Here is a 25,355-nt window from a genome sequence, read left to right as displayed (position 1 = left end):
CGTGCCTCAGGTCACCGCGCGCAACTGTTGCCGCGGGGCCGCGGTGCCGTGGCGCAGCGCGTCATAGGGATCGTCGGGCGACAGCATCATGTCGACCACCTGCCGCATGAGCTGGCGGCGACCGCGCGCCGAGTAATAGCCGCCGGGAAGCTGGCTCGTTTCCAGGAGGTAGCGGCGGTAATCCTTGTAGGCGCGGTTGTCGGGCCGGGTGGGCTGGACGAAGAATTCGGGCAGCGGCTGGGTCGAGACGAATTCGGGCTTGGCATAAACCGCGTCGCCGAAGACCTTGAGCGGGATGCCGCGCCACAGGACCTGCTGGGCGGCGGTGGAATTGACCGTCACCGCCGTGCGCGCATCGTTGAGAAGCTGCGCGAGCTTGCCGCCGCGCACGTAATGCACCCGGTCGGCGATGCCGTGCGCGCGGGCCAGCGCGCGGATCGTTCGGCGCACCGGAACGCGGCCATCCTCCAGCGGATGGGCCTTGAAGACGAGGTGGTGATGCCCGGGCGCGCCCTTGGCGAAGCCCTCGATCACCAGTTTCAGGAAATCGGGCATCGTCTCGAATGGCGAATGCCGCTGGAAGCTCGAATCGTGTTCGAGCTGCAGCAGCGCGAGGTGATAGGGAAAGCCGCCATAGCGGATGCGCGCCGTCTCGATCACCCGTTCGAGCCAGGAGAAGGGCATCAGCATGAGCCGCCGCAGGTAGAGCAGGAATTCCTTGGTCACCGGGATCGACCGGTGCGGCGTGAAGTTCCGGTAATCGCCGTTCCGGAACATCACGAACCAATGATAGAGCGCGCCGTAGAAGATGTGCTGGCGCATGTCGCCCCAATGGGCGGGGGGCAGGGGCGCCTCCATGTCCGAGAGGGCGAGCGCGGCCTGCATGTCGCCCACCGACATCTGCATCAGCCGCGAATGCCCGTTCGATCCGCCGCGCTCATAGGTGACCCAGTAGGGCCGCATGTAGCCTTCCTCGAAGACATGCACGGCGAGGCCCATCGCGCGGGCCTCCTCGATCGCCTCGGCATGGATCTGGCGCACGTCGCCGTAGAGCACGATATCGGTCACGCGCTTTTCGGCCACGAGGGCGCGGAACGTGTCGCGCCATTCCTCGATCCGGCCGCGGAAGGGCAGGTAGCTTGCCGGGTGGAACCAGAAGGCGCGGTCGCCCGCGTTGAAGCCGACGCGCCAGACCTCCGCGCCGGTCTTGCGCAGCATCTTGCCCAGCCGGTTGAAGAAGGGCCCGTGCGGGCCCTGCAGAAACAGAAAGACCCGCTGCTGTCCGGTTGCGTTCATCATGTCGACGGACTATTTCCCACGAAGTTCCGAAAGCGACGTTACCGCGTGACGGGGGCGAAAATAAGGCTTTCCCTCATGGCTGCTTCGAAAGGCGGAAGGCGCGCGCGGCCCTCAGGATTTTTTATGACAGGACGGCCCCCATGTTCACCGGATTGATCACCGATATCGGCGAAGTGCGCACGCTGGAGCAACGCGGCGACCTGCGCGCGCGCATCCAGACCGGCTACGACACCCAGACCATCGATATCGGCGCCTCCATCGCCTGCGACGGGGTCTGCCTCACCGCGATCGCCGTCGGGACCGACTGGTTCGACGTCGAGATCAGCGCGGAATCGGTCTCCAAGACCAATATCGGCGCCTGGTCGGTGGGCTACCGCGTGAACCTCGAACGCGCCTTGCGCGTGGGCGATGAGCTTGGCGGGCATATCGTGTCGGGCCATGTGGACGGCGTCGCGCAGGTGGTGCGCATGGAGGAGGACGGCGACAGCACGCGCGTCACCTTCCGGGCCCCCGAGGCGCTGGCGAAATTCATCGCACCCAAGGGCTCGGTCGCGCTGAACGGCACCTCGCTGACCGTGAACGACGTGGATGGCGCGGAATTCTGGGTGAATTTCATCCCCCACACCAAGGAAGCCACGACCTGGGGCCACACCCAGACCGGGGATCGCGTCAATCTCGAGATCGACACGCTGGCGCGCTACGTGGCGCGGCTCGCCGAGGCCTCCTGACGCCTAAGGGCCCGGCGGCGCGCCATGATGACATGCGCCGCCCCGCCCGCCAGGTAGCAGGCCGTCAGCGCGAGGATCGCGGGGGTGGTTCCGCCGACGCTCAGCAGCGCCAGCAGGACCGGCGTGCCGGTGAGGTTCCCGAGATTGCCGGTCTGCGCGATGGCGCCGTTGGCCATGGCGCGGTCGCGGGGGTCCGAGACCAGTTCCGGCACCGCGGCGAAGCCCGCCGCCTGCACCAGGCCCAGGCAGAGAAACAGCACGATCACCGCCCAGGCCGCCCCGCCCGAGCCGAGAATGGCGAGCGTGGCCAGCGCCGAGAGCGCAAAGCCCGTGACCGAGATCCTCACCGCCGAGAAGCGCGACAGCAACCCGACGCCGAGGCTGAGCGAGGCGGCGATGGCCGCGAGCGGCAAGAGCGCGGGCAGCCATGCGGGCGGATCGGGCGAGAGCCGCGGCAAGAGCGTCAGGACCGAGACGAAGGTGAAGGTGTAGAAGGTCCAGCCCCATCCGGCGGCTGAGACGAAGGGATCGCCGTATAGCGCCAGATGCTGGCGCAGCGCCGAGCGGCGGGGCGCGGGGGGCAGTGGCGTCATGCGCTCGGGCTTCGGCAGGATCGCCATCAGCACCAGCGCGATCAGAAGCGCGTAGCCCGCATGGGCCCAGAGCAGCCCGCCGAGGCCCCGCGCGGCGATGAGGTGGGGGCCGAACCACGCCAGCGCGGCGAAGGCGACGCTGAAGAACGTGCTCCAGAGCGTCATCGCCGCCGGGCGCAGGCGCGGCGGCGCGGTTTCGGCGATGAGCGTCGGTGCCGCGACGACGAGCGCGAGATGCGAGAGCCCCTCGACCGTGCGGGCTAGAAGAAAGACCGGCAGCGGCGGCAGCAGCGCCTGGATCGCGGACATCGCGGCGCCGAGGACGAGCCCGCCCACAAGCGCGCGTTTGGGTCCGATCCGGCCCACGAGGCGACCGCCGGAAAGGCCGAAGACGAGCCCCAGAAGGCTCAGGAGCGAAACCGCGAAGCCGAGCGCGGCGCCCGCGTCGGTATAGATGGCTGCAAGCGCATCGAAGCCCACCGCAAGCTTGGCATATTGCGCCGACGCCCCGAGCCCGGCGGCCCAGATGGCCAGAATGACGATGATCGGGGGCATGGGGGCTCCGCTTGGACCCGACCTTCATGTCAGAGCGGCGCGGGGTTTGAAAGTCATGGCGCGTGGAGGGCGGGATTGCAGAAAATGACCTCATTTTCTGCGCTTCCGGCGCGGGGCTGCGGGGCACAAAATTATGTAATTTTGTGCCGCCCGGTTCAGACCGCGAGGCGGAAGCCGGTGATGAGCTGGCGCAGCCCGATGGCGGCACCCGCGAAGATCGCCGCGAAGGTCACCGGGGCGCTGAAGGCCAGAACCGAGAAGGCGGAAATGCCCTGGCCGACGGTGCAGCCCATGGCGATCACCGCGCCCGCGCCCATGATGCCCGCGCCGATGATCTGGCGGCGCAGCTCGCGCGGGTCCTCGCACGCCTCCCAGCGGAAATGCGATAGCCGCAGCGAGCCCAGAAGCGCGCCCGCCCAGACGCCCGCGACCGAACCCACCGCGAAGGTGATCGGCGTGCCGCTCGCTGTCATGAACCACAGGATCGTCTCGCCCAAGGGCCCCGCGAAGCTGTGGGAGACGACGGGCGTCGCGCCGAATTCCGCCTCCGCGATCCAGCTCGTTCCGGCCCAGGCGCCGATGATCGCGCCGCCCACCACGAGCGCCCAGGCGATCTGCCGCGGCCGCGCGCGCAGCGCCGGAGAGGCCAGCGCACCGGCGAGGATCGCCGCGCCCACCGCAAGGCCGATCGCGGTGGCGGGCAGGCCCGACAGCCGTTCGCCCCATTCGGCGATGCCGGGCGGCGTGCCCTGTGCCAGCCGCTGCGGAAAGAGCGTGACCCGCAGGCTCGCCAGCGGCCCGCCCATCACCACGTAGGTCGAGACGCCCATCACCAGCACGATCACGAAGGCGCGCAGGTCACCGCCGCCCAGCCGGGCGATGGCGCCGTAGCCGCAATTGCCCGCCAGCGCCATGCCGTAGCCGAACATCAGCCCGCCCACGACCGAGGCCCAGGGGTTCCACGCGGCCAGCAGATAGGCGGTGTCGCTGCGCGCGATGAGCCCCGCGCCGGACAGCGCGAAGGTGCCGAGGATGGCGCTGCCGATGGCGATGGCCCACATGCGCAGCCGGATGGTCGAGCCGCCATAGAGCGCGTCCTCGATCGCGCCCAGCGTGCAGAAGCGCCCGACCCGGGCGGCGAGGCCCAGCAGAATGCCGGTGATCAATCCCACGAGGGCGGTGGCCCAATGCGGACCCAGCAGTTCCAGCATGTTCGAACCCTCCCCGTTCGATCACAGGTCCCGTCTGTGAGGCTACACCAAGGGCCGCGCGCCGCAAACACTACGGCGCGAAGGCCGGCCCACCCGCGGCGGCGGCCATGCGGGCCGGCGCGGTCCCGTCAGGCGGTGCGCGCGGGGCGCGGTTCCGGGATCAGGCCGTGTCGTCCTTGCAGAAGAGATCGTAGACGCATTCCAGCATCTTGCGCGGCTTCTCGTCGGCGAGGCGATAATAGATCGCTTTGCCCTCGCGCCGCGGCACCACCAGCCCCTCGAGCCGGAGCCGCGAAAGCTGCTGGCTGACCGCAGCCTGCCGGGCGGCCAGCAATTCCTCGAGCTCGGTCACGGTCTTCTCGCCCGAGACGAGGTGGCACAGGATCATCAGCCGTCCCTCGTGGCTGATCGCCTTCAGGAAGGACGCCGCCGTGGTGGCCTTGCTGACCATCGCATCGATCTCGGCCTCGTCCATGTCGGGGGAAAGTACGGGCAGGCTCATCGGCTTCTCTCCGTGTTCCGCTCCGCGAAAGCGGTGTTTTCGGCCAGCATCTCGGACAGGACGGGCCAGAAGAAATGCTCGCCCGGGTAGCCTTCGAGACGGGCGACCTCGGTGCCGTCATCGACGAGGATGAAGGTGGGCGTGAAGTTCACGCGGCGATCGTAGGTCACGCCCTCGGGCGGTCCGTCGCGCAGCTGCGCGCGCTGCAGCGGCGCGAAATCGCCTTCGGCGGTCTTGGGATAGACCGGCCCGATTTCATCGTCCCAGGCCATGCAATAGGCGCAGCCGGGCTGTTCGACCATGATGAGCCGCACCTCCGCCGAGAGCGGCAGAGGCAGCAGCAGAAGCGCAGAAAGAGCAGTCGCGAGGCGTCTCACGTCATTCACCGATTGACCTTTGTCTCAACTACTATGTAATTTGAATATGTGAATTGGACAAGAAAATAGGCGCGTCATGTTCGACATCAGCTATCTCGGCGCGCTGTTTGCCGGTTTGCTGAGCTTCTTCACGCCCTGCATTCTGCCGATGGTTCCCTTCTATCTGTGCTACATGGCCGGCATGTCCATGACCGAGCTGCGCGCCGATAGCGGCATCGCGCCGGGGGCGCAGCGCCGGCTGTTCCTGCAATCGCTGCTCTTCGCGCTGGGAGTGACCACGATCTTCGTGCTGCTGGGGCTCGGGGCCACGGCGCTGGGCCGGGCCTTCGCCGATTACCGCGACCCGCTGAGCTATGTCGCCGCGGCCATTCTCGCGGTCTTCGGGCTGCATTTCCTGGGCGTCGTCCGGGTGCCCTTCCTCTACCGCGAGGCGCGGGTCGAATCGGCGGTGGAGCCGACGACCATGATCGGCGCCTACGCGATGGGGCTCGCCTTCGGCTTCGGCTGGACGCCCTGCGTCGGGCCGGCGCTGGCCTCGATCCTGATGATCGCGAGCGGCATGGGCGATCTCACGCGCGGCGGCTTTCTGCTGTTCGCCTATGGCGCGGGGATGACCGCGCCCTTCATCCTCGCGGCCGCCTTCTCGGGGCCGTTCCTGCGCTGGACTGCGCGGAACCGTGCGTATCTGGGTTATGCCGAGAAGGTGATGGGAGCGATGCTGATCGTTTTTGCTATCCTGATCGCGACCGGCACGGTCAACTGGATCGCGACGCTGATGCTGGAATGGTTCCCGGGCTTCGCCTCGCTGGGCTGAGCCGGAACAGGAAGAGGGGAGGAGAGATCTTTGAGACACTGGATCATGGCCGTGGCGGCCACGGTCGCGCTGGCCGCACCTTCGGGCGCGGTGGAGCTGGGCGATGACGGTCTGCACAAGACCGACTGGATGCGCGACACCTTCAAGGACCTGCAGGAGGACCTCGCCGAGGCCAATGCCGAAGGCAAGCGGCTGCTGCTGATGGTGGAGCAGCGCGGCTGCGTCTACTGCACCAAGATGCACGAGGAGACCTTCCCGCATCCCGATGTCGACGCCTATATCCGCGAGAATTACTTCGTGGTGCAGCTCAACCTGCACGGCGATATCGAGATCGTCGACACCGATGGCGAGGCGCTGTCGGAAAAGGACGCGGTCGGCAAGTGGCGCGTGCTGTTCACGCCGACGCTGATGTTCCTGCCCGAAGAGGTGCCCGAGGACCAGAATGCCGCCGAGGCCGCGGTCGCGGTCATGCCGGGGGCCTTCGCGCCGGGAACCACGCTCGACATGCTGACCTGGGTCAACGAGGAGCGTTACCTGCTTGAGAACGGGGAGGATTTCCAGCGATACCACGCACGCATGATTCGCGAGCGGGACAACGGGCGTACGGACTGACTTGGGTTGAGCGGTGCGGTAAGCGGCATTACTCACTCAATTATTCGCAATTGTGAATTTGTTCTTGCCCGAAGCGCGCGCCTGCGCTTAGGGTATGCCAAAGAGTACACGGGTTGGCAAAGGCCCGGACCATGTAGCCAAGGGAGGGACCATGAGGCTCGTAGCAATTACGGCGGCGATTGTCGTCGCGGGCGGAGCATTCGCCCAGGAAGTCGCGCCGACAGACGTATCATACGGCGAATACGGGGCCGTCGAGGCCTCGCTTTCGGGCGCGCCCGGCAACGCGGAAGCGGGTGCCGAGGTGATGTCCCAGCGGTCGCTGGGGAATTGCGTGGCCTGCCACCAGGTCTCCGCGCTGGGCGATGTGCCCTTCCAGGGAGAAGTCGGCCCGTCGCTCGACGGTGCGGGCAGCCGCTGGGAAGAGGCCGACCTGCGCGGCATCGTCGCCAACGCGAAGATGACCTTCCCCGAGAGCGTGATGCCCGCCTTCTACAAGTCGGAAGGCTTTATCCGCCCCGGCGACGCCTTCACGGGCAAGGCCGGTACAGAACCCCTGCCGCCGCTGTTGACGGCGCAGCAAGTCGAAGATGTCGTCGCGTTCCTGATGACGCTCAAGGACGAGTGACAGGCGCGGGCCGCCTGCCAAATCTCAAGGAGACCAACATGACCTTTACCAGACGTGAGACCCTGGCGATCGGCGCGGGCGCGGCACTGACCGCGATGCTGCCGGCGGCAGGCTTCGCCGAAGCCCATGCCGACCTCGAAGCGCTGATTTCCGAATTCACCGGCGGCGCCGAGACCGGCGCGGACGGCGTGACCATCAACGCCCCCGAGATCGCCGAGAACGGCAACACCGTGCCGATCGAAGTGTCGGCGCCGGGCGCCACCGCCATCGCGGTCTATGCCGCGGGCAACCCGACACCCCCGGTCGCGACCTTCCGCTTCGGCCCGATGGCCGCGGCGCAGACCGCATCGACCCGGATCCGCCTGGCCAGGACGCAGGACGTCGTGGCGGTCGCCCAGCTTGCCGATGGCAGCTTCGCGCGCACCGTGGCCAACGTTAAAGTCACCATCGGCGGCTGCGGCGGCTGAACCGGGAACAGGAGAAGACAATGGCAGACAACGTCAAACCCCGCGTCAAGGTGCCGTCCTCGGCCTCCGCCGGCGAAGAGATCGTCATCAAGACGCTGATCTCGCACCCGATGGAATCCGGCCAGCGCAAGGACAGCGACGGCAACGTCATCCCGCGCTCGATCATCAACCGCTTCACCTGCGACTTCAACGGTGAGAACGTGATCGACGTGACGATGGAGCCGGCGATCTCGACGAACCCGTATTTCGAGTTCACGGCGAAGGTGCCGGAGACGGGCGAGTTCAAGTTCACCTGGTACGACGACGACGGGTCCGTTTACGAAGACAGCAAGACGATCACCGTCTGAGCCAATAAAGCGCACCCTGTTCCGCCGCGCGCGGAGCAGGGATGTGACAAGGGAGGGAACATAATGAAATTCACGATGACATCCGCACTCGCCGTGCTGATCGTTTCGGCACCCATGGCGTTTGCGGGCGGGGCGGACGACGACGTGCTGAGCATCGACGGGGTTGAAATGACCTCGAAGGTCGCGGCGCCGCCGGCGCTGGCGGAGACCGGCATCGACACCGCGATCTCGGGCTGGCATTTCCGCGAGGACGATACGCAGGCGATGCAGACCGACAGTTTCGACAACCCGGCGATGCTCGCGGTCGAGCGGGCGGCGGATGTCTGGAACACCGTCGAAGGCACCGAGGGCAAGTCCTGTGCGACCTGCCACGAAGGCCCCGAAAGCATGCAGGGTGTCCGGGCGGTATATCCCAAGTGGAACGAGACCGCAGGCGAGATGCGCACGCTGGCCATGCAGATCAACGCCTGCCGGACCGAGAACATGGGCGCCGAGGCCTACAAGTACGACGGCGGCGACATGACCGCGATGGAGGCCCTGATCACCGTTCAGTCGCAGGGCATGCCGGTGAACGTGGCCACGGACGGCCCGGCGGCGGAATACTGGGAGAAGGGTAAGGAAATTTACTACACCCGGTACGGCCAGCTCGAACTGTCCTGCGCCAGCTGCCACGAGCAGAATTACGGCAATTACATCCGTGCCGACCACCTGAGCCAGGGCCAGATCAACGGCTTCCCGACCTACCGGCTCAAGAACGCGGGCCTCGTGCAGACGCATAACCGCTTCCGCGGCTGTATCCGCGACACCCGCGCCGAGACCTTCTCGACCGGATCGCCCGAGTTCATCGCGCTCGAGCTCTATGTCGCATCGCGCGGCAACGGCCTGAGCGTCGAAGGCCCATCGGTCCGACAGTGACCCGATAGCACCCGCGCCGGGAAACCGGCGCGGGTATTTCCCTGTTAAATGCATTCACACATGCGAATGTGTAGAGCGTCAAGTATGAGAGGCCCGTCCCATGATCTCACGCCGCGATTTCCTGCAAGCCTCCATGGCCGCTTCGGCCATCCTCGGGGCCTCGGGCTTCGGCAATTGGTCCCGCCTCGCCGCGCAGCAGGCGCTGAGCCAGGATCAGCTTCTGCAGTTCGACACCTTCGGGAACGTCTCGCTCATCCACATGACGGATATCCACGCGCAGCTCACGCCGATCTATTTCCGCGAACCGGAGGTGAATATCGGCGTCGGCGGCAACAAGGGTGAGGTGCCGCATATCACCGGGGCCGATTTCCGCCGCCTCTACGGGATCGAGGACGGCTCACCCTCGCATTACGCGCTGACCTACAACGATTTCGCGTCGCTTGCGCAGGCTTACGGGCGCATGGGCGGGCTCGACCGGATCGCCACGGTGGTGAAGTCCATTCGCGCCGCGCGGCCCGACGCGCTGCTGCTGGATGGCGGGGATACCTGGCATGGCTCCTATACCTGCCTCAAGACCGCCGGGCAGGACGTGGTCGATGCCATGAACCTGCTGAAGCCCGACGCGATGACCTTCCACTGGGAATTCACGCTCGGGTCCGACCGCGTGCACGAGCTGATCGACGGGCTGCCCTTCGACGCGCTGGGCCAGAACGTCTTCGACGCCGAATGGGACGAGCCCGCCGAACGCTTCGCGCCCTACAAGTTCTACGAAACCGGCGGCGTGAAGGTCGCGGTGATCGGCCAGGCCTTCCCCTACATGCCCATCGCCAATCCGGGCTGGATGTTCCCGGAATACTCCTTCGGCATCCGCGACGAGCACATGCAGACGATGGTCGACGAGGTGCGTGGGCAGGGGGCCGAGCTGGTCGTTTGCCTCAGCCATAACGGCTTCGACGTGGACAAGAAAATGGCGAGCGTCGTCTCGGGCATCGACGTGATCCTGTCGGGCCATACGCATGACGCGCTGCCCGAGCCGGTTCTGGTGGGCGACACGATCATCGTGGCCACGGGATCGAACGGCAAGTTCGTCTCCCGCGTCGATCTCGACGTGCGGGACGGGCAGATGATGGGCTTCCGCCACAAGCTCATTCCGATCTTTTCGGACGTGATCGACAGCGATCCCGAGATGGCGGCGCAGATCGAAAGCTCCCGCGCGCCCTACAAGGCGGAGATGGAAGAGGTCGTGGGCCAGGTCGGCGACGGCACGCTCTACCGCCGCGGCAATTTCAACGGCACCTGGGACGACGTGATCTGCGACGCGCTTCTTTCGCAGCGCGACGCGCAGATCGCCCTGTCGCCCGGCGTGCGCTGGGGGCCGTCGCTGATCCCCGGGCAGGACATCACCCGCGAGGACATCTTCGGCGTGACCTCGATGACCTACCCCGAAGCCTACCGCACCGAGATGACCGGCGAGTTCCTGAAGGTCGTGCTCGAGGATGTGGGCGACAACATCTTCAACCCCGACCCGTTCTACCAGCAGGGCGGCGACATGGTCCGCGTCGGCGGGCTCGGCTACCGCATCGACGTCTCCAAGCCGCAGGGCGAGCGGATCTCGAACATGACGCTCCTCGCCACCGGCGAGGCCATCGACCCCGCGACATCCTACACCGTCGCGGGCTGGGCATCCGTGAACGAAGGCACCGAAGGCCCGCCCATCTGGGACGTGGTCGAGGCGCATATCCGCGAATTGGGCACCGTCGAGGCCCGCGAGAACACATCGGTCGAGGTGGTGGGGGTCTGACCCCCGCCCGCCCCGGCGGAGCTTAATTTTTTTCGTCTATTCATTCACATAGGCGAATTTGATGATGAGAGACAGAAGGAGAGAGACATGGCCGATACGTCCGATCTGACGCCGTCGCGGCGCGCCTTTCTGAAAGGCACGGCTGCCGGGATCGCCGGGGCCGCGATGGGGGCGGGGGCCGCCCGTGCCGCCGGGCCCGACCCGTTGATCACCGACATCCAGCCCTTCGCGCAGGGCCTCGGCGACGGGGTGGATGCCACGCCCTACGGGCTGCCGATCAAGTTCGAGGACGACGTGGTGCGCCGCAACGTGGAATGGCTGACCGCCGACACGATTTCGTCCATCAACTTCACCCCGATCCACGCGCTCGACGGCACGATCACCCCGCAGGGCTGCGCCTTCGAGCGGCACCATTCCGGTGCGATCGAGATGTCGAAGGGCGAATACCGCCTGATGATCAACGGCCTCGTCGATAAGCCGCTGGTCTTCACCTACGAGGATCTGGAGCGCTTCCCGCGCGAGAACCACGTCTATTTCTGCGAATGCGCCGCCAATACCGGGATGGAATGGGCGGGCGCGCAATTGAACGGCGCGCAGTTCACCCATGGCATGATCCACAACATGGAATATACCGGCGTGCCGCTGCGGACCCTGCTGCAGGAGGCCGGCCTGTCGGGCGATCTCGAAGGCAAGTGGGTCTTCGTCGAGGGGCATGACGCGTCGTCCAACGGCCGCTCGATCCCGATGGAAAAAGCGCTCGACGACGTGCTTGTGGCCTTCAAGGCCAATGGCGAGGCACTCCGCAAGGAACATGGCTATCCCGTGCGGCTCGTCGTGCCGGGCTGGGAGGGCAATCTCTGGGTCAAGTGGCTGCGCCGGGTCGAGGTCACCGACGGACCCGTGGAAAGCCGCGAGGAGACCTCGAAATACACCGACACGCTGGCCGATGGCACGTCGCGGAAATGGACCTGGGTGATGGATGCGAAATCCGTCATCACCCAGCCCAGCCCGCAGGCGCCGATCACCCATGGCCCCGGCCCGATGGTGATCTCGGGCCTCGCCTGGTCGGGTCATGGCGCGATCACCCGCGTCGATGTCTCGAAGGATGGCGGCAAGACCTGGGAGACCGCGCGTCTCGCCAAGCCCGGCGAGAAGATGGCGCTCACGCGTTTCTATCTCGATACGGTCTGGGACGGCGAGGAGATGCTCCTGCAGGCCCGCGCCATGGACGAGACGGGCTATGTCCAGCCCACCAAGGCGCAGCTCCGCGAGGTGCGCGGCGAGAATTCCATCTACCACAACAACTGCATCCAGACCTGGCATGTGAAAACGAGCGGGGAGGCAGAAAATGTCGAAGTCTCTTAAATTGTTCGGCGGTGCTCTCGGCGGTGCGGGGATCGTGCTGCTGAGCGCGGTCAATTTCGCCGACCGCTTCGTGACCGAAGCCCCGGCGCCGAAGCCGCGCGTGGCCGAGGCCGCGCCTGCGCCGTCGGCCCCGCCCGCGCCCGTTGCGGCCGAGGCGCAGAGCGGCGGCATGCTGGTCGCCGCCGCCAATGCCGAGGAGCACAGCACTTCCGCGGGCGGCTTCGGCATCGGCCGAGAAGCCCTGCCCGAGGAGGTCGCCGCCTGGGACGTGAACGTCATGCCCGACGGCACCGGCCTGCCCGAAGGATCGGGCTCGGTCGCCGATGGCGAGATGCTGTTTTCCGAGAATTGCGCGGTCTGTCACGGCGAATTCGCCGAAGGCGTGGGCAACTGGCCCGAACTGGCCGGCGGCGAGGGCACGCTCGCCGACAAGGACCCGGTCAAGACCGTGGGCTCCTACTGGCCCTACCTCTCGACCGCGTGGGATTACGTGCACCGCTCCATGCCCTTCGGCAATGCGCAGTCGCTGACGGCGGACGAGACCTACGCCATCGTCGCCTACATCCTCTACTCGAACTGGCTGGTTGAAGAGGATTTCGTCCTGTCCAGGGAGAACTTCCTCGAGGTCGAGATGCCCAATGCGGACGGCTTCATCGTCGATGACCGGCCCGAAACGGAATACGGCCAATGGCGCGCCGAGCCCTGCATGTCCGACTGCAAGGATAGTGTGGAGATCACCATGCGCGCGACCGTGCTCGACGTCACACCCGACGAGGGCGCGGACGAGGCGGGCATGAGCGAGGATCAGGCCGCGGCACCTGCGCCCGAAGCTGCACCGGCCGAGGAGGCCGCGCCCGCGGCCGAGGAGGTGACACTGGCCGCGCTCGACCCCGAACTGGTCGCCGCGGGCGAGAAGGTCTTCCGCAAATGCTCCGCCTGTCACAAGGTCGGAGAGGGGGCCAAGAACGGCGCGGGGCCGCAGCTCAACGGCATTGTCGGGCGCACGGTCGGCGGTGCGGAAGGCTTCAAGTATTCCGGCGCCATGGCCGATCACGGCGGTGTCTGGGACGAGGCATTTCTGGCGGCGTTCCTGGCCGATCCGCGCGGCACGATGAAGGGCACCCGCATGGCCTTCGCAGGCCTGAAGAATGACGCGGATGTGGAGGCGGTGATCGCCTTCCTGAAATCCACCGAGGAATGAGCGATGCGGCGGCTCGTCCTCGCCGCGCTTCTCGCCTGGGCCCCGCTTCCCGGGGCCCGGGCCGACCAGGTCGCCGTGCCCCTCGGGGATGCGGAGGCGGGTGCCGAGATTTTCCGCCAATGCCGCGCCTGCCACCATGTCGGTGAGGGGGCGCAAAACCGCATCGGCCCGCATCTCAACGGGCTTTTCGGCCGCCCTGCCGCCGGCCTGCCGGATTTCGACTATTCGGACAGCATGGAACGCGCGGGCGCCGATGGGCTGGTCTGGGATCTCGAACACCTGCACGCCTATATCGAGAACCCGCGCAGCCTCGTGTCGCAGACCCGCATGGTCTTTCCCGGCATCGCCGACGCGACCCAGCGGTCGGACTTTCTGGCCTTCCTGCGCCGGTATTCCGACGATCCCGCCAATATTCCCGAAGCCGCGCCGACCGCGCTCGCGGTCGAGATCGTCTTGCCACCTGAGGTGCTCGGCCTCGAGGGAGACGCGGAATACGGCGCCTATCTCGCCGCGGAATGCCTGACCTGTCATCAGGCCGATGGCGGCAATGACGGCATCCCGTCGATCACCGGCTGGCCCGATGAAGATTTCGTCGTGGCCATGCATGCCTATCGCCAGAAGCTGCGCCCGCACCCGTTGATGCAGATGATGGCGGCGCGCCTTTCGGACGAGGAGATCGCAGCGCTTGCCGCCTATTTCGGCGATCTCTGATCGGGTCGGGGCGGTTTCTTGAGACGATGATTGCAGCCAGAGGGAGGATATCGGCATGACACTCAACAGACGCAGATTTCTCGGAACATCCGCCGTTGCGGTGACGCTCGGCGCGCCGATGCTGAAGGCCCAGGCCACGCCGCGCGTCGTGGTCGTGGGCGGCGGTGCGGGCGGCGCGACCGCCGCGCGCCAGATCGCGCAGGACAGCGAAGGCGCCATCGACGTCACCCTGATCGAGCCGTCGCGCACCTACTACACCTGCTTCTTCTCCAATCTCTATATCGGCGGCTTCCGCGACATGAACTCGATCGCGCATGATTACGCGACGCTCGCCGCCGAATACGGGATCAACGTGGTGCATGACTGGGCCACGGGGGTCGATCGGGACGCCAAGGTCGTGGCGCTCGCGGGCGGTGCCTCGGTGCCCTATGACCGGCTGATCCTGTCGCCCGGCATCGATTTCGTCGAGGGCTCCGTGCCCGGCTGGGACCTCTCGGCGCAAACCCGGATGCCGCATGCCTACAAGGCCGGCACCCAGACCGCGCTGCTGAAAGCGCAGGTCGAGGCGATGCCCCAGGGCGGCACCTTCGTGATGGTCGCGCCCCCGAACCCCTATCGCTGCCCGCCGGGGCCTTACGAACGCGTCTCCATGGTGGCCCATGTGCTCAAGGCCACGAACCCCACCGCCAAGATCATCATCGCCGATCCCAAGCCGGGATTTTCCAAGCAGGCGCTGTTCGAGGAGGGCTGGCAGAAGCATTATTCCGGCATGATCGAACGGATCGGCCCGGATTTCGGTGGCGAGAATACCTCCGTCAATGCCGCCGACATGAGTGTCGGTATCGACGGCGAGGTCATTCGCGCCGACGCGGTGAACGTCATTCCGGCGCAGAAGGCGGGTCTCATCTGCGCGGCGGCGGGGCTGACCGACGGCGATTGGGCGCCGGTCGTGCCGGCCACGATGCAAAGCCGCATGGACGAGAACATCCACATCCTGGGCGACGCGACCCAGCAGGGCGACATGCCCAAATCGGGCTTCTCGGCCAACAGCCAGGCCAAGGTCGCGGCGATGGCGATCCGCGGGGCGCTCACCGGATCGCGGGTCTTCCCGGCGCGTTTCTCCAATACCTGCTGGTCGCTCATCGACACCAATGACGGCGTGAAGGTCGGCGCCACCTATGAGGCCACCGAGGAAAAGATCGCCAAGGTCGCCGGTTTCGTCAGCGATACCGGCGAGGCCCCGGAGCTGCGCGCGGCGACCTACGAGGAAAGCATCGGCTGGTACGCGGGCATCACCGCCGACATGTTCGGCTGAGCGCGGGTCGAGATATCGCAAGATCGCGGGCGGCGCCCCTGCCGCCCGGACCGCGATGGCGGGTCCGACACCCCGTCGCGACCGAAGGCCCGCGCAACCCGTCCAAATCTTCGCGCCCGAAAGACCCACCGGCCCCCTCACGATCGGACCGAAAATACCTCCGGGGGTTTGGGGGCAGCGGCCCCAACGGATCGGCGCTGGCTTGTCCCGCGTCGATCCGATCCCGCGCCGACCCATCCCTCAGGTAGCCCCGGTCAGGCCGCGCGCAATCCGCGCATCTCGCCCAGCAGCGCTGGGATCTTGTCCTTGAACTTGAAGAACCCCGCCGTGGCATGGGGCCAGGCGCGCCGGTCGTAGGGCCGCAGGGGCCGCAGCACCGGCAGGCCCGCCACCTCGTGAAGCAGATCCGCCACCGGGCCCACCGGCGCGTAGGAGGTGACGATCTGCTCCGCGCCCACCTCTCGCGCCCAGTCGGCGATGGCCTGCGCCTCGCTCATCCCCTCCGTCACCTGACCGAGCCGCCCGTCATGGCGCGCCAGACAATCAGCCATCAGCGCGGATTTGAACGCGCCCACATCGTCGGCGGGCTGCAGGATCGACAGCCGCCCGGTCACGTCCAGCGTCGCCGTCGCCAAAGGCGTCAGCCCGCGATCGAGGAGCCAGCCCGGTGACAGATCGTCGTCATGCAGAAGAAAGGCGGTTTTCTTGGACGGATCGAAGCTGTCGCCCGCGGGCGCCTCCATGCGCGGCGGGTTCTCGGCCCCGCGCACCGGCGGGCAGTCGCTTGCGAGCTGCCATTTGGGATGAAAGCGCTCGTCGGTGTATTTGCGGATGTTGGAGGCCCGCGCCTGGTAGGTCTTGCTGGGCGTCTGCAGCCCCGCGACCCAGCGCCAGCCCAACGTGTTCGACGCGGGATCGCCGTCGCAGAGATGGCGCAGGAAGAAATCCGCGCCAAGCGCCCAGGGCAGGTTCAGGGTGAAGATCCAGATCGAGGCGAACCACATCCGGGCGTGATTGTGCAGGTAGCCGGTTTCCACCAACTCCCGCGCCCAAGCGTCGAAGCAGTCGATCCCGGTCTGGCCGGTGCAGGCATCCTCCCAGGCGCGACGCAACCCGGACTGGGTCTGCACCTGGTCCCAGGCGAAGGCCAGTTCGGACCGGTAGCCGCCCCAGACCGGCGGGCGCATCTCCAGCCAGCCCTTGAAATAGGTCCGCCAGAACACCTCCTGGATGAATTTCTCCGCCGCCGAGCGGGAATGCTCCGCCAGCACCGCATCCAGCACCTCCTGTTCGGTCAGGACACGATGCCGCAGATAGGCCGACAGCATGGAGACGTTGTCATGCGCCCCGGGTCCGAGATCGTAATTGCGGCGCGTGGTGTAGTCGCGCGCGGCCTTCGGCACGAAGGCCTCGAGCCGGGCCAGCGCAGCCTCGCGGCTGGGCGGAAAGGTGTCGAGCGCGCGGTCGGTGCTCATGCATGGTCTCCTTGGGGCGAGGTCTGGCGGCGCGTTCCGGCACCGGCTCCGGCGGTTGCGCGAAAGGGTAGGGGGCGCGGGCCGGCCTTCAACTGCGACCCGATGTCGGGACAATTCACGTAAGCCCGCCCCTTGCAGCCCCCATGGGCGACTACTAAGACTCTAGCGACCAGGCAGTGACCGACATATCCATTCCCTTTGAGGCAGCCCCGATGACCGATCCTTTCGAGACATACATGAACACGCTCGTGCCCATGGTGGTGGAGCAGACCAGCCGCGGCGAGCGCGCCTACGACATCTTCTCGCGTCTTCTGAAAGAGCGGATCATCTTCCTTTCGGGGCCCGTCCATGACGGCATGTCGAGCCTGATCGTGGCGCAGCTTCTGCACCTCGAGGCCGAGAATCCGAACAAGGAAATCTCGATGTACATCAACTCGCCCGGCGGCGTGGTGACGAGCGGTCTGTCGATCTACGACACGATGCAGTACATCAAGCCCGCGGTCTCGACGCTGGTGATCGGGCAGGCGGCCTCCATGGGCTCGCTGCTTCTGACCGCGGGTGCAAAGGACATGCGCTTCTCGCTGCCCAACAGCCGCGTGATGGTGCACCAGCCCTCGGGCGGCTACCAGGGCCAGGCGACGGACATCATGATCCACGCCGAGGAAACCCAGAAGCTGAAGCGGCGCCTGAACGAGATCTACGTCCATCACACCGGACAGGATTACGAGACGGTCGAGCGCGCGCTCGAGCGCGACAACTTCATGTCGCCCGAGGATGCCAAGGCCTGGGGCCTCATCGACGAGATCGTGGCCAGCCGTGCGGCGGCCGAAGAGGCCAAGTCTTAACCAAAGTTTGACCGGTGCGGGCTAGCGTCCGCACCGCGACGAATTTGCGATTGTAGGCCCAAGGCGGCTGCCCTAAGCTTCTCCCCACTTGGCAAGACCGGGGAAGGGTGCGGCGCAATCGGCCGGGCCCGGGAAATCAGGGCCGAGAAAGGTGATTCATGGCGACGAATAACGGCGGCGACAGCAAGAACACGCTCTACTGCAGCTTTTGTGGCAAAAGCCAGCACGAGGTGCGCAAGCTGATCGCAGGTCCGACGGTGTTCATCTGCGACGAATGTGTCGAGCTGTGCATGGACATCATCCGCGAGGAAACGAAGGGCTCCGGGCTGAAATCTACCGATGGCGTCCCGACGCCGATGGAGATCTGCCAGGTTCTGGACGATTACGTGATCGGCCAGGCCAAGGCGAAACGGGTTCTCTCGGTCGCGGTGCACAACCATTACAAGCGTCTGAACCACTCGGCCAAAAGCTCGGATATCGAGCTCAACAAGTCGAACATCCTGCTGATCGGCCCCACGGGTTGCGGCAAGACGCTGCTGGCGCAGACGCTGGCGCGCATCCTCGACGTGCCCTTCACAATGGCGGATGCGACCACGCTGACCGAAGCGGGCTACGTGGGCGAGGACGTCGAGAACATCATCCTCAAGCTCCTGCAATCGTCGGAATACAACGTGGAGCGGGCGCAGCGCGGCATCGTCTATATCGACGAGGTCGACAAGATCACCCGCAAGTCCGAGAACCCCTCGATCACCCGCGACGTGTCGGGCGAGGGTGTGCAGCAGGCGCTTCTGAAACTGATGGAAGGCACCGTGGCCTCCGTGCCGCCGCAGGGTGGCCGGAAACATCCGCAGCAGGAATTCCTGCAGGTGGACACCACGAACATCCTGTTCATCTGCGGCGGTGCCTTCGCGGGCCTCGACAAGATCATCAGCCAGCGCGGCAAGGGCTCGGCCATGGGCTTCGGCGCCGATGTGCGCTCGGTCGACGAGCGGAACGTGGGCGAGGTGTTCCAGGATCTCGAACCGGAGGACCTGCTGAAATTCGGCTTGATCCCGGAATTCGTCGGCCGTCTGCCGGTTCTGGCGACGCTCGAGGATCTCGACGAGGAGGCGCTGGTCACCATCCTGACGCAGCCCAAGAACGCGCTGGTGAAGCAGTACCAGCGTCTGTTCGAGATCGAGGACACGGTGCTGACCTTCACCGACGACGCGCTGAAATCCATCGCGCTGAAGGCGATCGCCCGGAAGACCGGTGCGCGCGGCCTGCGCTCCATCCTCGAGGACATCCTGCTCGACACGATGTTCGAATTGCCGGGCATGGACGACGTCGTGGAGGTCGTGGTCAACGACGAGGCCGTGACCTCGGATGCCAAGCCCCTGATGATCTATGCCGATCAGAAGAAGGAAGGCGCGTCGGCCGGCTGACCAGCAGCGCGACGAGTTTCGAAAGGGCGGCGCCTTGTGCGCCGCCTTTTTCTTTGCGCGGAGGCGACCTGCGCCCTAATCCTCGCGCTTGCGCGGCTCGTACCTGTTGCCGATCACGCGGCGGACCTCGTTCCAGCGGATCTTGTCCCAGGGGGCGCCGCCTTCCGCGATGAAGCCCTGCGCGGCCAGTTCCTCGCGCACACCGTCCATGTGGATCACACCCAGATCGTGGCGCTTCTTGTGGCCGCCCGTCTTGCGGAAGATGCGTTGCAGCCGCTCGATCTGGAGCATCTCGATGCCGCAGAAGCTGCGCAGGTGCTCGGCGATCTGGTCCGTGGCGCCGGATTGCCGGCGCAGGACCGTGGCGACCTGCTGGTCGGGGCGTCCGACGAAACCGAAGAGATGAAGCGCGGAGCCTTCCGCCGCCACCACCTGCCGCGCGGCCTTGTAGCGGGCGATCTGGGTCGGCAGGTCGTGGTCCTGCGGATGGAAGATCTCGTAGCCGTGCTGCGCCAGCTGCTCCTCGAGCCGCGTCTCGCCGATCAGCCCGCCTTTCGACAGCCCGAGTTTCGAGCGCGACAGGTACAGCCGCTCCGGCCCGTCCGGCGCGATATCCTTCGCGAAGCGGGAGGCCATGTAGTCGCGGAAGGCGGGCGTGCCCGAGATGATCTCGCCAAGGCCGAAGCCCTGTCCGGGTACCACCAGCGTCTCGACGCGGGCGGGTTCGGTCAGCACGCGCACGGGCAGGTCGATGCCGCACATCTGCCAGAAGGCGCGCTGCCAGCCCGCGATCTCGTCGCCGCGGGCGGGGCGTTTGGGCATGTAGAGGATGCCGTCGAACCGGTCGCGAATGGCGTCGAGCCCCCAGAGCCGCCCGGTGCTTTCCACGAGGAAATGGCCGAAATGCACCCAGAGCACGCCAGCCCAGAGCCAGCGGCCCTCAAGCGTCTCGTCGACCTGGCCGGGCGCGGAGGGGGCGGTTGTCAGCGGCCGGTGATTGCGCCAGAACGCGCCGGTGTCGCAATAGCTGCCATCGGCGCGCAGAATGCCCGCAGGCTGCTGGAAGGCGCTTTCGACGGGCGGCACGATCACCGCGTCGCGGAGCGTTTCGAGCGCCTGCGCCCAGCCGCCATCGGGCCGCGGTTTGTCCTGCGCGGGCGCTTCCGCCAGCATGTCACTCGGCCTTTTCGCAGGTCCAGACCAGCCGCGTCGAGACCTCGTCGTTGCGCACGAAACCCGCGCGTTCGAGGATGCGCTTGCATTCGCGCATCCCCTCGCGCCCGTAAGCGCCGGGATGAAACTCCATCACCACGGCGCGCACGCCCGTCAGGTCCGCATGGCGCAAAAAGTCCAGCTCGCCCCCCTCGATGTCGCAAAGAATGACGGTCGGATCGAGCTCCGCGCGCACCGCGTCGAAGGTTACGGTCTCCACCTCCACCGGCTCGGACCGGCGCGCTTCGGGCTCGATCAGGGACGAGCCCAGAAAGGAGGCATGGACATGGAAGGTCACCGTCGCGGGCGCGTCCGGTGCGGCCATGACCACGCGGTTGCGCACGGCGATGCGGTCTTCGATGCCGGAGGCGGCATAGAGCGCCTCGATGTGCGGGACGAGATGCGGATTGGCTTCGAAGGACAGGACCCGCTCCGGCGCGCGATTGAACGCGGCCACCGCCCCGACGACGCCCAGGCCGGAGCCCATTTCGAGCACGCGGTCGCCCGCGCGCACCACGGCCAGCGCGCCCGCGATCTCGTCGCCTTCGTAGCGCGCGGCTTCGATCCGGGCGATCCGGGTTTCGTTCAGATAGGGGGAATGGGGGACCTGCACGCCGTGACACACGGCGGCGATGGACATGTCTTTCATGGCACTGCTCTGCGTTGTTGTCCGCACTTTGCGGCAACCTAGCAAAGTCACGTGGCGAAAAGTAGGAAAACTGCGGAGAAGTCTCGGCGATTTGTCGCGACTGCGCGCCTTTTGCCGCGGCTGTCCCGCCGCATGTCCGCCGGCATCACTGGACCTCGTCCGGCCAATCGTGCATACCCGCAGTCAAACGTCTGATGAGGCTTGACGATGGGCATTCTGAATACCCTCCTGCGCGCGGTGACCTGGTGGAACGGCCAGACGCTGAACACGCAGCTCTGGACCTGGCGCAACGGCCAGAAGGTCGGCGAGGACAAGCAGGGCAACATCTTCTACCAGACGAAGGACGGCAAGCGCCGCTGGGTCATCTTCAACGGCGAGGCCGAGGCCACGCGCGTCGATCCCGACTGGCATGGCTGGCTGCACCACACCTTCAAGGAGCCGCCGACGGAGCGCCCGCTGCCGCACAAGGCGTGGGAAAAGCCCCATATCGAGAACCTGACCGGCACGGCCCTCGCCTATGCGCCCAAGGGCTCGATCCGGCAGGCCCGCCCCGAGGAACGCTCCGATTACGAGGCATGGAGCCCCGAGTGATCTCCGCTTTGCGCTGTCTTCTGATCGCGGCCGTCGCGGCCGCGGTGCCGGCCCTTGCCGCGGCGCAGGCCGTCGAGCAGGGCACGGGCGCGGAGCTGCGCGTCCTCGATAAGCTGAACGGCATCACCAAGGACGTGCGTCTCGGCAGCCGGCAGCGGTCGGTTCAGGGCCGCATCGAGGTGGAGATGAAGGAATGCCGCTATCCCGTCGGCAATCCGGCAGGCGATGCCTATGCCTTTGTCACCGTGCGGGAAATCGGGGTCGATGCGCCGGTCTTCGAGGGCTGGATGATCGCCTCGGCACCGGCGGTCAACCCGATGGATCACGCGCGCTACGACGTCTGGGTGTTGCGCTGCACGACCTCCTGACCGGAACTTGCCAGCTTTGTGTCGGAAAACCGCGTCTGCAGCGGCAGCGCGGCCTTCAGCAGTGACTGGTAGCGCGCGCGGCTGATCTCCTGCCCCCCGAGCGACGACAGGTGGGGCGTGACGAACTGCGTGTCGAACAGCACGAAGCCCGCGCGGCGCAGATGGTCGACCAGCCAGGCCAGCGCGACCTTCGAGGCGTCCCGCATCTCCGAGAACATGCTTTCGCCGCAGAAGGCGCCGCCAACAGCGACGCCGTAGACCCCGCCCACCAGCCGGCCGTCATGCCAGACCTCCAGCGAATGGGCATGCCCCGAGGCGTGCAGGGCGCCGTAGACGCGATGGATCTCGGCGTTGATCCAGGTTTCGCTGCGGCCCGCGCAGCCGCGCATCACGCCCGCGAAATCGCGGTCGATGGTGATCTCGAACCGGTCCTGCCGCAGGATACGCGCGAGGCTGCGCGAGATGTGAAACCCGTCCAGCGGGATGATGCCGCGGAATTTCGGATCGACCCAGAAGATATCCGGGTCGTCGCGGCTTTCGGCCATGGGAAACACGCCCACGCGATACGCCTGGAGGATCAGTTCCGGCGAGACGCTCACTTCGCGCCGAAAGTCCTGTCCAGCCAGCCTTCCAGCCAATGAATGTTGTAGCTGCCGGAATGCACGTCCTCGTTCTCGAGCAGAAGCCGGAACAGCGGGATCGTGGTGTCGACGCCATCGACGATCAACTCGCCGAGCGCCCGGTCGAGCCGCGCCAGCGCCTCTTCCCGGTCGCGGCCATGCACGATCAGCTTGGCGATCAGGCTGTCGTAATAGGGCGGGATCCGGTAGCCCTGATAGAGCGCGCTGTCCATCCGCACGCCGAGGCCGCCCGGGGCGTGATACTGCGTGATCTTGCCCGGCGAGGGCGAGAAGTTGGGCAGTTTCTCGGCGTTGATCCGGGCCTCGATGGCATGGCCGTTGATCTTCAGATCGTCCTGCGCGAAGGACAGCGGCATGCCCGACGCAACGCGGATCTGTTCGCGGACTAGATCGACGCCGAAGATCGCCTCGGTGACGGGATGTTCGACCTGCAGGCGGGTGTTCATCTCGATGAAGTAGAACTCGCCGTTCTCGTAGAGAAACTCGATCGTGCCGGCGCCGGCATAGTTGATCTTGGCCACCGCGTCGGCGCAGACCTTGCCGATGCGCGCGCGTTCCTCTTCGGTGATGACGGGGCCGGGCGCCTCTTCCAGCACCTTCTGGTGGCGCCGCTGCAGCGAGCAGTCGCGCTCGCCTAGATGGACGGCGTTGCCCTTGCCGTCGCCGAAGACCTGGATCTCGATATGGCGCGGCGTGGTGAGGTATTTCTCGATATAGACCTCGTCATTGCCGAAGGCGGCCTTGCCTTCGGAGCGCGCGGTCTGGAACGCGCGTTCCATCTCGGCCGCGGATTTCGCGACCTTCATGCCGCGACCGCCGCCGCCGGCGGTGGCCTTGATGATGACGGGATAGCCGATCTCGTCCCCGATCCGCCGGGCCGCCTCGAGGTCGGGCACGCCGCCGTCGGAGCCGGGCACGCAGGGCACGCCGAGGTCCTTCATCGTGTCCTTGGCGGTGATCTTGTCGCCCATGATGCGGATATGCTCGGCGCGCGGACCGATAAAGGTCAGCCCGTGATCCTCAACGATCTGCACGAAGCGCGCATTCTCCGACAAGAAGCCGTAGCCGGGGTGGATTGCCTGGGCGCCGGTGACCTCGCAGGCCGAGATGATGGCCGGGAAGGACAAATAGCTGTCGGTCGACGAGGCGGGACCGATGCAGATCGTCTCGTCGGCCATGCGCACATGCATGGCGTCCGCATCCGCGGTGGAATGCACGGCCACGCTGGCGATGCCCATCTCGCGGCAGGCCCGGATGACACGCAGGGCGATTTCGCCGCGATTGGCGATCAGGATCTTGTCGAACATCTGTGCCTCACTCGACGATGACGAGCGGTGCGCCATACTCGACCGGGGCGCCGTCTTCGACCAGGATGCGCTTGACGGTGCCGGATTTGGGCGCCGGGATGTGGTTCATCGTCTTCATCGCCTCGACGATGATGAGCGTGTCGCCTTCGGACACCTCGGCGCCGACCTTGATGAAGGAGGGCGCGCCGGGTTCGGGCTGCAGATAGACCGTGCCGACCATCGGCGACAGGACGGCGCCGGGATGCGCTGCCGGATCCTCAGGGGCGTCGGCGGCGGGGCCCGATGCGGGTGCGGCCTGTGCGGCGGCGGGCTGGTGGGCCTGCGGCGCGGGCGCGGCTGCCGGGGCCGGTGCGGCTTGCGGCTGCAGGCGGCTGACCCGGACGTTCAGGCTGTCGTTGTCCGCATATTCGCGTTTGACCTGCAATTCCGTCAGGTCGTTGTCGCGAAGCAGTTCCGCCAAGGCCGCGATGAAGGCGACGTCGGATTCGTGGGTATTTTTGCTCATTCCATCCTCAACCAATGCGCTTTGGGCCTGTCGGCGTCTTGGGTTGCGCGACGTTACCTGCTTATAGGCCGAGGCGGAAGGGGGGGGAAAGCGGCCTTTCACACGCGGTTTGGATGGCTTGTCCGGGCCGGGCGCCCGGTCTGGGTGTCATGCGTCCGGGCGGGCATGCCGCCAAGCGGTCACGGACCCGGGGTTTCGAGCGGCGCCCGGCCGCCCGGGCGATCCCGTTCGGCGGGGATCACTCCGCGGCGCGCACCGGCTCCGTCGCGCTTGCGGACGCGGCATAGGGTGACGTCGCGCCCGGACCTGATGACGCATCGCCGGGTTCGGCGTCCCGTCTTTCGGACTGGATCTCGGACCGAATGGCGGCGAGCTTGAGCTGCATGATGGTGGGGGGCGCCACGTGGTCCCCGTCGGCATCGGTGCGGGACTTCGGCAGGGTGGCCTCTGTCGGGCTGCGGCCGCGCTGATCGCCAAGCGCGGTGTCGTCGGTTTTCGTGGGCGCAGCCAGCCGAGTGGCGTCCGGAGCGGGACGCAGGGGCGTTGTCGGTATCGCGCCGAAGGCCACGGGCGCACCGGGGGCAATGAAGGCGTTGATCTGCATGGCAAACTCCTGAACTGGAGTGGAACTTGCCCGCGATGCACTCCGCGCATGGCGGGCCTGGGGCCAAAATACCCCGCCTGCGCATCTTCGCCGAATGGTTTCGATGTTCGTGGTTTACGAAAGATGAACACCTGTGGGCTGCGGCATAAAAAAGGCGGGTCCCGAAAGGCCCGCCCGTACCCGCCCTGCGGCGCGTCCTAGCCGCGGTTCATGCGGTTTTCGATGAGGTCTTCGACGACCTCGGGTTCGGCGAGGGTGGAGGTGTCGCCGAGGCTGCCGTAATCGTTTTCGGCGAT

At 66.6% G+C, this 25,355-nt stretch carries 28 protein-coding genes; 16 read left to right on the top strand and 12 right to left on the bottom strand.

Annotation, left to right across the window (positions count from 1 at the left end; all coding sequences use genetic code 11):
• Positions 1 to 6 precede the first annotated feature (6 nt).
• Entirely contained in the window at positions 7 to 1,299 is a 1,293-nt protein-coding gene (locus BW990_RS19660; protein ID WP_076450994.1) for a capsule biosynthesis protein, read from the bottom strand.
• Between the two features lie 140 nt (positions 1,300 to 1,439).
• On the opposite strand from BW990_RS19660, the gene BW990_RS19655 reads away from it, so the two are divergent.
• Positions 1,440 to 2,027: a riboflavin synthase gene (locus tag BW990_RS19655; RefSeq protein WP_076450991.1), complete on the top strand. Its 588-nt coding sequence runs from the start codon at positions 1,440 to 1,442 to the stop codon at positions 2,025 to 2,027.
• Here the strand turns inward: BW990_RS19655 and BW990_RS19650 are convergent.
• From BW990_RS19650 to BW990_RS19635, 4 genes are all read right to left on the bottom strand, one after another.
• Positions 1,997 to 3,175: an MFS transporter gene (locus tag BW990_RS19650; RefSeq protein ID WP_076450989.1), complete on the bottom strand. Its 1,179-nt coding sequence runs from the start codon at positions 3,173 to 3,175 to the stop codon at positions 1,997 to 1,999. The genes BW990_RS19655 and BW990_RS19650 overlap by 31 nt on opposite strands.
• Before the next feature lie 155 nt (positions 3,176 to 3,330).
• A complete protein-coding gene (locus tag BW990_RS19645; protein ID WP_076450986.1) occupies positions 3,331 to 4,386 on the bottom strand; it encodes a YeeE/YedE family protein in 1,056 nt (351 codons plus the stop codon).
• Between the two features lie 160 nt (positions 4,387 to 4,546).
• Complete coding sequence (locus BW990_RS19640; protein ID WP_076450983.1) at positions 4,547 to 4,888, bottom strand: ArsR/SmtB family transcription factor; 342 nt, start codon at positions 4,886 to 4,888, stop codon at positions 4,547 to 4,549.
• On the bottom strand, positions 4,885 to 5,265 hold the full coding sequence (locus tag BW990_RS19635; RefSeq protein ID WP_076450981.1) for a thioredoxin domain-containing protein: 381 nt from the start codon (positions 5,263 to 5,265) through the stop codon (positions 4,885 to 4,887). The genes BW990_RS19640 and BW990_RS19635 overlap by 4 nt, the downstream gene beginning before the upstream one ends.
• A gap of 76 nt (positions 5,266 to 5,341) precedes the next feature.
• Between BW990_RS19635 and BW990_RS19630 the strand changes: the two genes are divergently transcribed.
• The 11 genes from BW990_RS19630 to BW990_RS19580 all read left to right on the top strand — a co-directional run bounded on the left by BW990_RS19630 (position 5,342) and on the right by BW990_RS19580 (position 15,438).
• Positions 5,342 to 6,079, top strand: a complete 738-nt coding sequence (locus BW990_RS19630; RefSeq protein ID WP_076450978.1) for a cytochrome c biogenesis CcdA family protein — start codon at positions 5,342 to 5,344, stop codon at positions 6,077 to 6,079.
• A 45-nt stretch (positions 6,080 to 6,124) separates the two neighbouring features.
• A complete protein-coding gene (locus tag BW990_RS19625) occupies positions 6,125 to 6,691 on the top strand; it encodes a thioredoxin family protein (RefSeq protein ID WP_076450976.1) in 567 nt (188 codons plus the stop codon).
• A gap of 151 nt (positions 6,692 to 6,842) precedes the next feature.
• Positions 6,843 to 7,316 carry a sulfur oxidation c-type cytochrome SoxX gene (gene soxX / locus BW990_RS19620; protein ID WP_076450975.1) on the top strand — a complete coding sequence of 158 codons (474 nt, stop codon included), beginning with the start codon at positions 6,843 to 6,845 and terminating at the stop codon, positions 7,314 to 7,316.
• A 38-nt stretch (positions 7,317 to 7,354) separates the two neighbouring features.
• Complete coding sequence (gene soxY, locus BW990_RS19615; RefSeq protein WP_076451037.1) at positions 7,355 to 7,783, top strand: thiosulfate oxidation carrier protein SoxY; 429 nt, start codon at positions 7,355 to 7,357, stop codon at positions 7,781 to 7,783.
• A gap of 20 nt (positions 7,784 to 7,803) precedes the next feature.
• On the top strand, positions 7,804 to 8,130 hold the full coding sequence (gene soxZ / locus BW990_RS19610) for a thiosulfate oxidation carrier complex protein SoxZ (protein ID WP_076450974.1): 327 nt from the start codon (positions 7,804 to 7,806) through the stop codon (positions 8,128 to 8,130).
• A gap of 63 nt (positions 8,131 to 8,193) precedes the next feature.
• Positions 8,194 to 9,045 (top strand): sulfur oxidation c-type cytochrome SoxA, encoded by an 852-nt coding sequence (gene soxA, locus BW990_RS19605; RefSeq protein WP_076450973.1) that lies wholly within the window; start codon positions 8,194 to 8,196, stop codon positions 9,043 to 9,045.
• 100 nt (positions 9,046 to 9,145) lie between these two features.
• On the top strand, positions 9,146 to 10,846 hold the full coding sequence (soxB, locus tag BW990_RS19600) for a thiosulfohydrolase SoxB (protein WP_076450972.1): 1,701 nt from the start codon (positions 9,146 to 9,148) through the stop codon (positions 10,844 to 10,846).
• 87 nt (positions 10,847 to 10,933) lie between these two features.
• Positions 10,934 to 12,211, top strand: a complete 1,278-nt coding sequence (soxC, locus tag BW990_RS19595) for a sulfite dehydrogenase (RefSeq protein WP_076450971.1) — start codon at positions 10,934 to 10,936, stop codon at positions 12,209 to 12,211.
• Positions 12,195 to 13,412, top strand: a complete 1,218-nt coding sequence (locus BW990_RS19590; RefSeq protein ID WP_076450970.1) for a c-type cytochrome — start codon at positions 12,195 to 12,197, stop codon at positions 13,410 to 13,412. Before soxC ends, BW990_RS19590 begins: the two co-directional genes overlap by 17 nt.
• Before the next feature lie 3 nt (positions 13,413 to 13,415).
• A complete protein-coding gene (locus tag BW990_RS19585) occupies positions 13,416 to 14,123 on the top strand; it encodes a c-type cytochrome (RefSeq protein WP_076450967.1) in 708 nt (235 codons plus the stop codon).
• Between the two features lie 55 nt (positions 14,124 to 14,178).
• Positions 14,179 to 15,438: an NAD(P)/FAD-dependent oxidoreductase gene (locus tag BW990_RS19580; protein ID WP_076450964.1), complete on the top strand. Its 1,260-nt coding sequence runs from the start codon at positions 14,179 to 14,181 to the stop codon at positions 15,436 to 15,438.
• A 254-nt stretch (positions 15,439 to 15,692) separates the two neighbouring features.
• Here the strand turns inward: BW990_RS19580 and BW990_RS19575 are convergent, their stop codons facing one another.
• The gene (locus BW990_RS19575; protein WP_076450961.1) at positions 15,693 to 16,913 is read right to left on the bottom strand and encodes an FAD-binding domain-containing protein; all 1,221 of its coding nucleotides are present in this window, start codon (positions 16,911 to 16,913) and stop codon (positions 15,693 to 15,695) included.
• A 212-nt stretch (positions 16,914 to 17,125) separates the two neighbouring features.
• Between BW990_RS19575 and BW990_RS19570 the strand changes: the two genes are divergently transcribed.
• Both BW990_RS19570 and clpX read left to right on the top strand, forming a co-directional pair.
• Positions 17,126 to 17,758: an ATP-dependent Clp protease proteolytic subunit gene (locus tag BW990_RS19570; RefSeq protein ID WP_076450958.1), complete on the top strand. Its 633-nt coding sequence runs from the start codon at positions 17,126 to 17,128 to the stop codon at positions 17,756 to 17,758.
• A gap of 158 nt (positions 17,759 to 17,916) precedes the next feature.
• A complete protein-coding gene (gene clpX, locus BW990_RS19565) occupies positions 17,917 to 19,182 on the top strand; it encodes an ATP-dependent Clp protease ATP-binding subunit ClpX (RefSeq protein ID WP_076450955.1) in 1,266 nt (421 codons plus the stop codon).
• A gap of 75 nt (positions 19,183 to 19,257) precedes the next feature.
• On the opposite strand, the gene BW990_RS19560 is transcribed toward clpX, so the two are convergent.
• On the bottom strand, positions 19,258 to 20,355 hold the full coding sequence (locus BW990_RS19560; RefSeq protein WP_076450952.1) for a glycosyltransferase family 61 protein: 1,098 nt from the start codon (positions 20,353 to 20,355) through the stop codon (positions 19,258 to 19,260).
• A 1-nt stretch (position 20,356) separates the two neighbouring features.
• Complete coding sequence (locus BW990_RS19555; RefSeq protein ID WP_076450949.1) at positions 20,357 to 21,043, bottom strand: FkbM family methyltransferase; 687 nt, start codon at positions 21,041 to 21,043, stop codon at positions 20,357 to 20,359.
• A 207-nt stretch (positions 21,044 to 21,250) separates the two neighbouring features.
• Here BW990_RS19555 and BW990_RS19550 point away from each other — a divergent pair, with 207 nt between their 5' ends.
• Together BW990_RS19550 and BW990_RS19545 are read left to right on the top strand one after the other, a co-directional pair.
• Positions 21,251 to 21,634, top strand: a complete 384-nt coding sequence (locus BW990_RS19550) for an NADH:ubiquinone oxidoreductase subunit NDUFA12 (RefSeq protein WP_076450946.1) — start codon at positions 21,251 to 21,253, stop codon at positions 21,632 to 21,634.
• Entirely contained in the window at positions 21,631 to 22,002 is a 372-nt protein-coding gene (locus tag BW990_RS19545; protein ID WP_234990320.1) for a DUF2155 domain-containing protein, read from the top strand. The genes BW990_RS19550 and BW990_RS19545 overlap by 4 nt, the downstream gene beginning before the upstream one ends.
• Here the strand turns inward: BW990_RS19545 and aat are convergent.
• From aat to BW990_RS19525, 4 genes are all read right to left on the bottom strand, one after another.
• Complete coding sequence (gene aat, locus BW990_RS19540) at positions 21,966 to 22,601, bottom strand: leucyl/phenylalanyl-tRNA--protein transferase (protein ID WP_076450943.1); 636 nt, start codon at positions 22,599 to 22,601, stop codon at positions 21,966 to 21,968. The two genes, BW990_RS19545 and aat, sit on opposite strands and share 37 nt — an antisense overlap.
• Positions 22,598 to 23,950 (bottom strand): acetyl-CoA carboxylase biotin carboxylase subunit, encoded by a 1,353-nt coding sequence (gene accC / locus BW990_RS19535; RefSeq protein WP_076450940.1) that lies wholly within the window; start codon positions 23,948 to 23,950, stop codon positions 22,598 to 22,600. Before accC ends, aat begins: the two co-directional genes overlap by 4 nt.
• A gap of 7 nt (positions 23,951 to 23,957) precedes the next feature.
• Positions 23,958 to 24,455: an acetyl-CoA carboxylase biotin carboxyl carrier protein gene (accB, locus tag BW990_RS19530; protein ID WP_076450937.1), complete on the bottom strand. Its 498-nt coding sequence runs from the start codon at positions 24,453 to 24,455 to the stop codon at positions 23,958 to 23,960.
• A 238-nt stretch (positions 24,456 to 24,693) separates the two neighbouring features.
• Positions 24,694 to 25,059 carry a hypothetical protein gene (locus tag BW990_RS19525; protein ID WP_076450934.1) on the bottom strand — a complete coding sequence of 122 codons (366 nt, stop codon included), beginning with the start codon at positions 25,057 to 25,059 and terminating at the stop codon, positions 24,694 to 24,696.
• Positions 25,060 to 25,355: the final 296 nt, after the last annotated feature.

Source organism: Roseivivax lentus (assembly GCF_900156805.1).
GTDB lineage: Bacteria > Pseudomonadota > Alphaproteobacteria > Rhodobacterales > Rhodobacteraceae > Roseivivax > Roseivivax lentus.
This window is presented reverse-complemented; position numbering and strand designations above follow the sequence as displayed.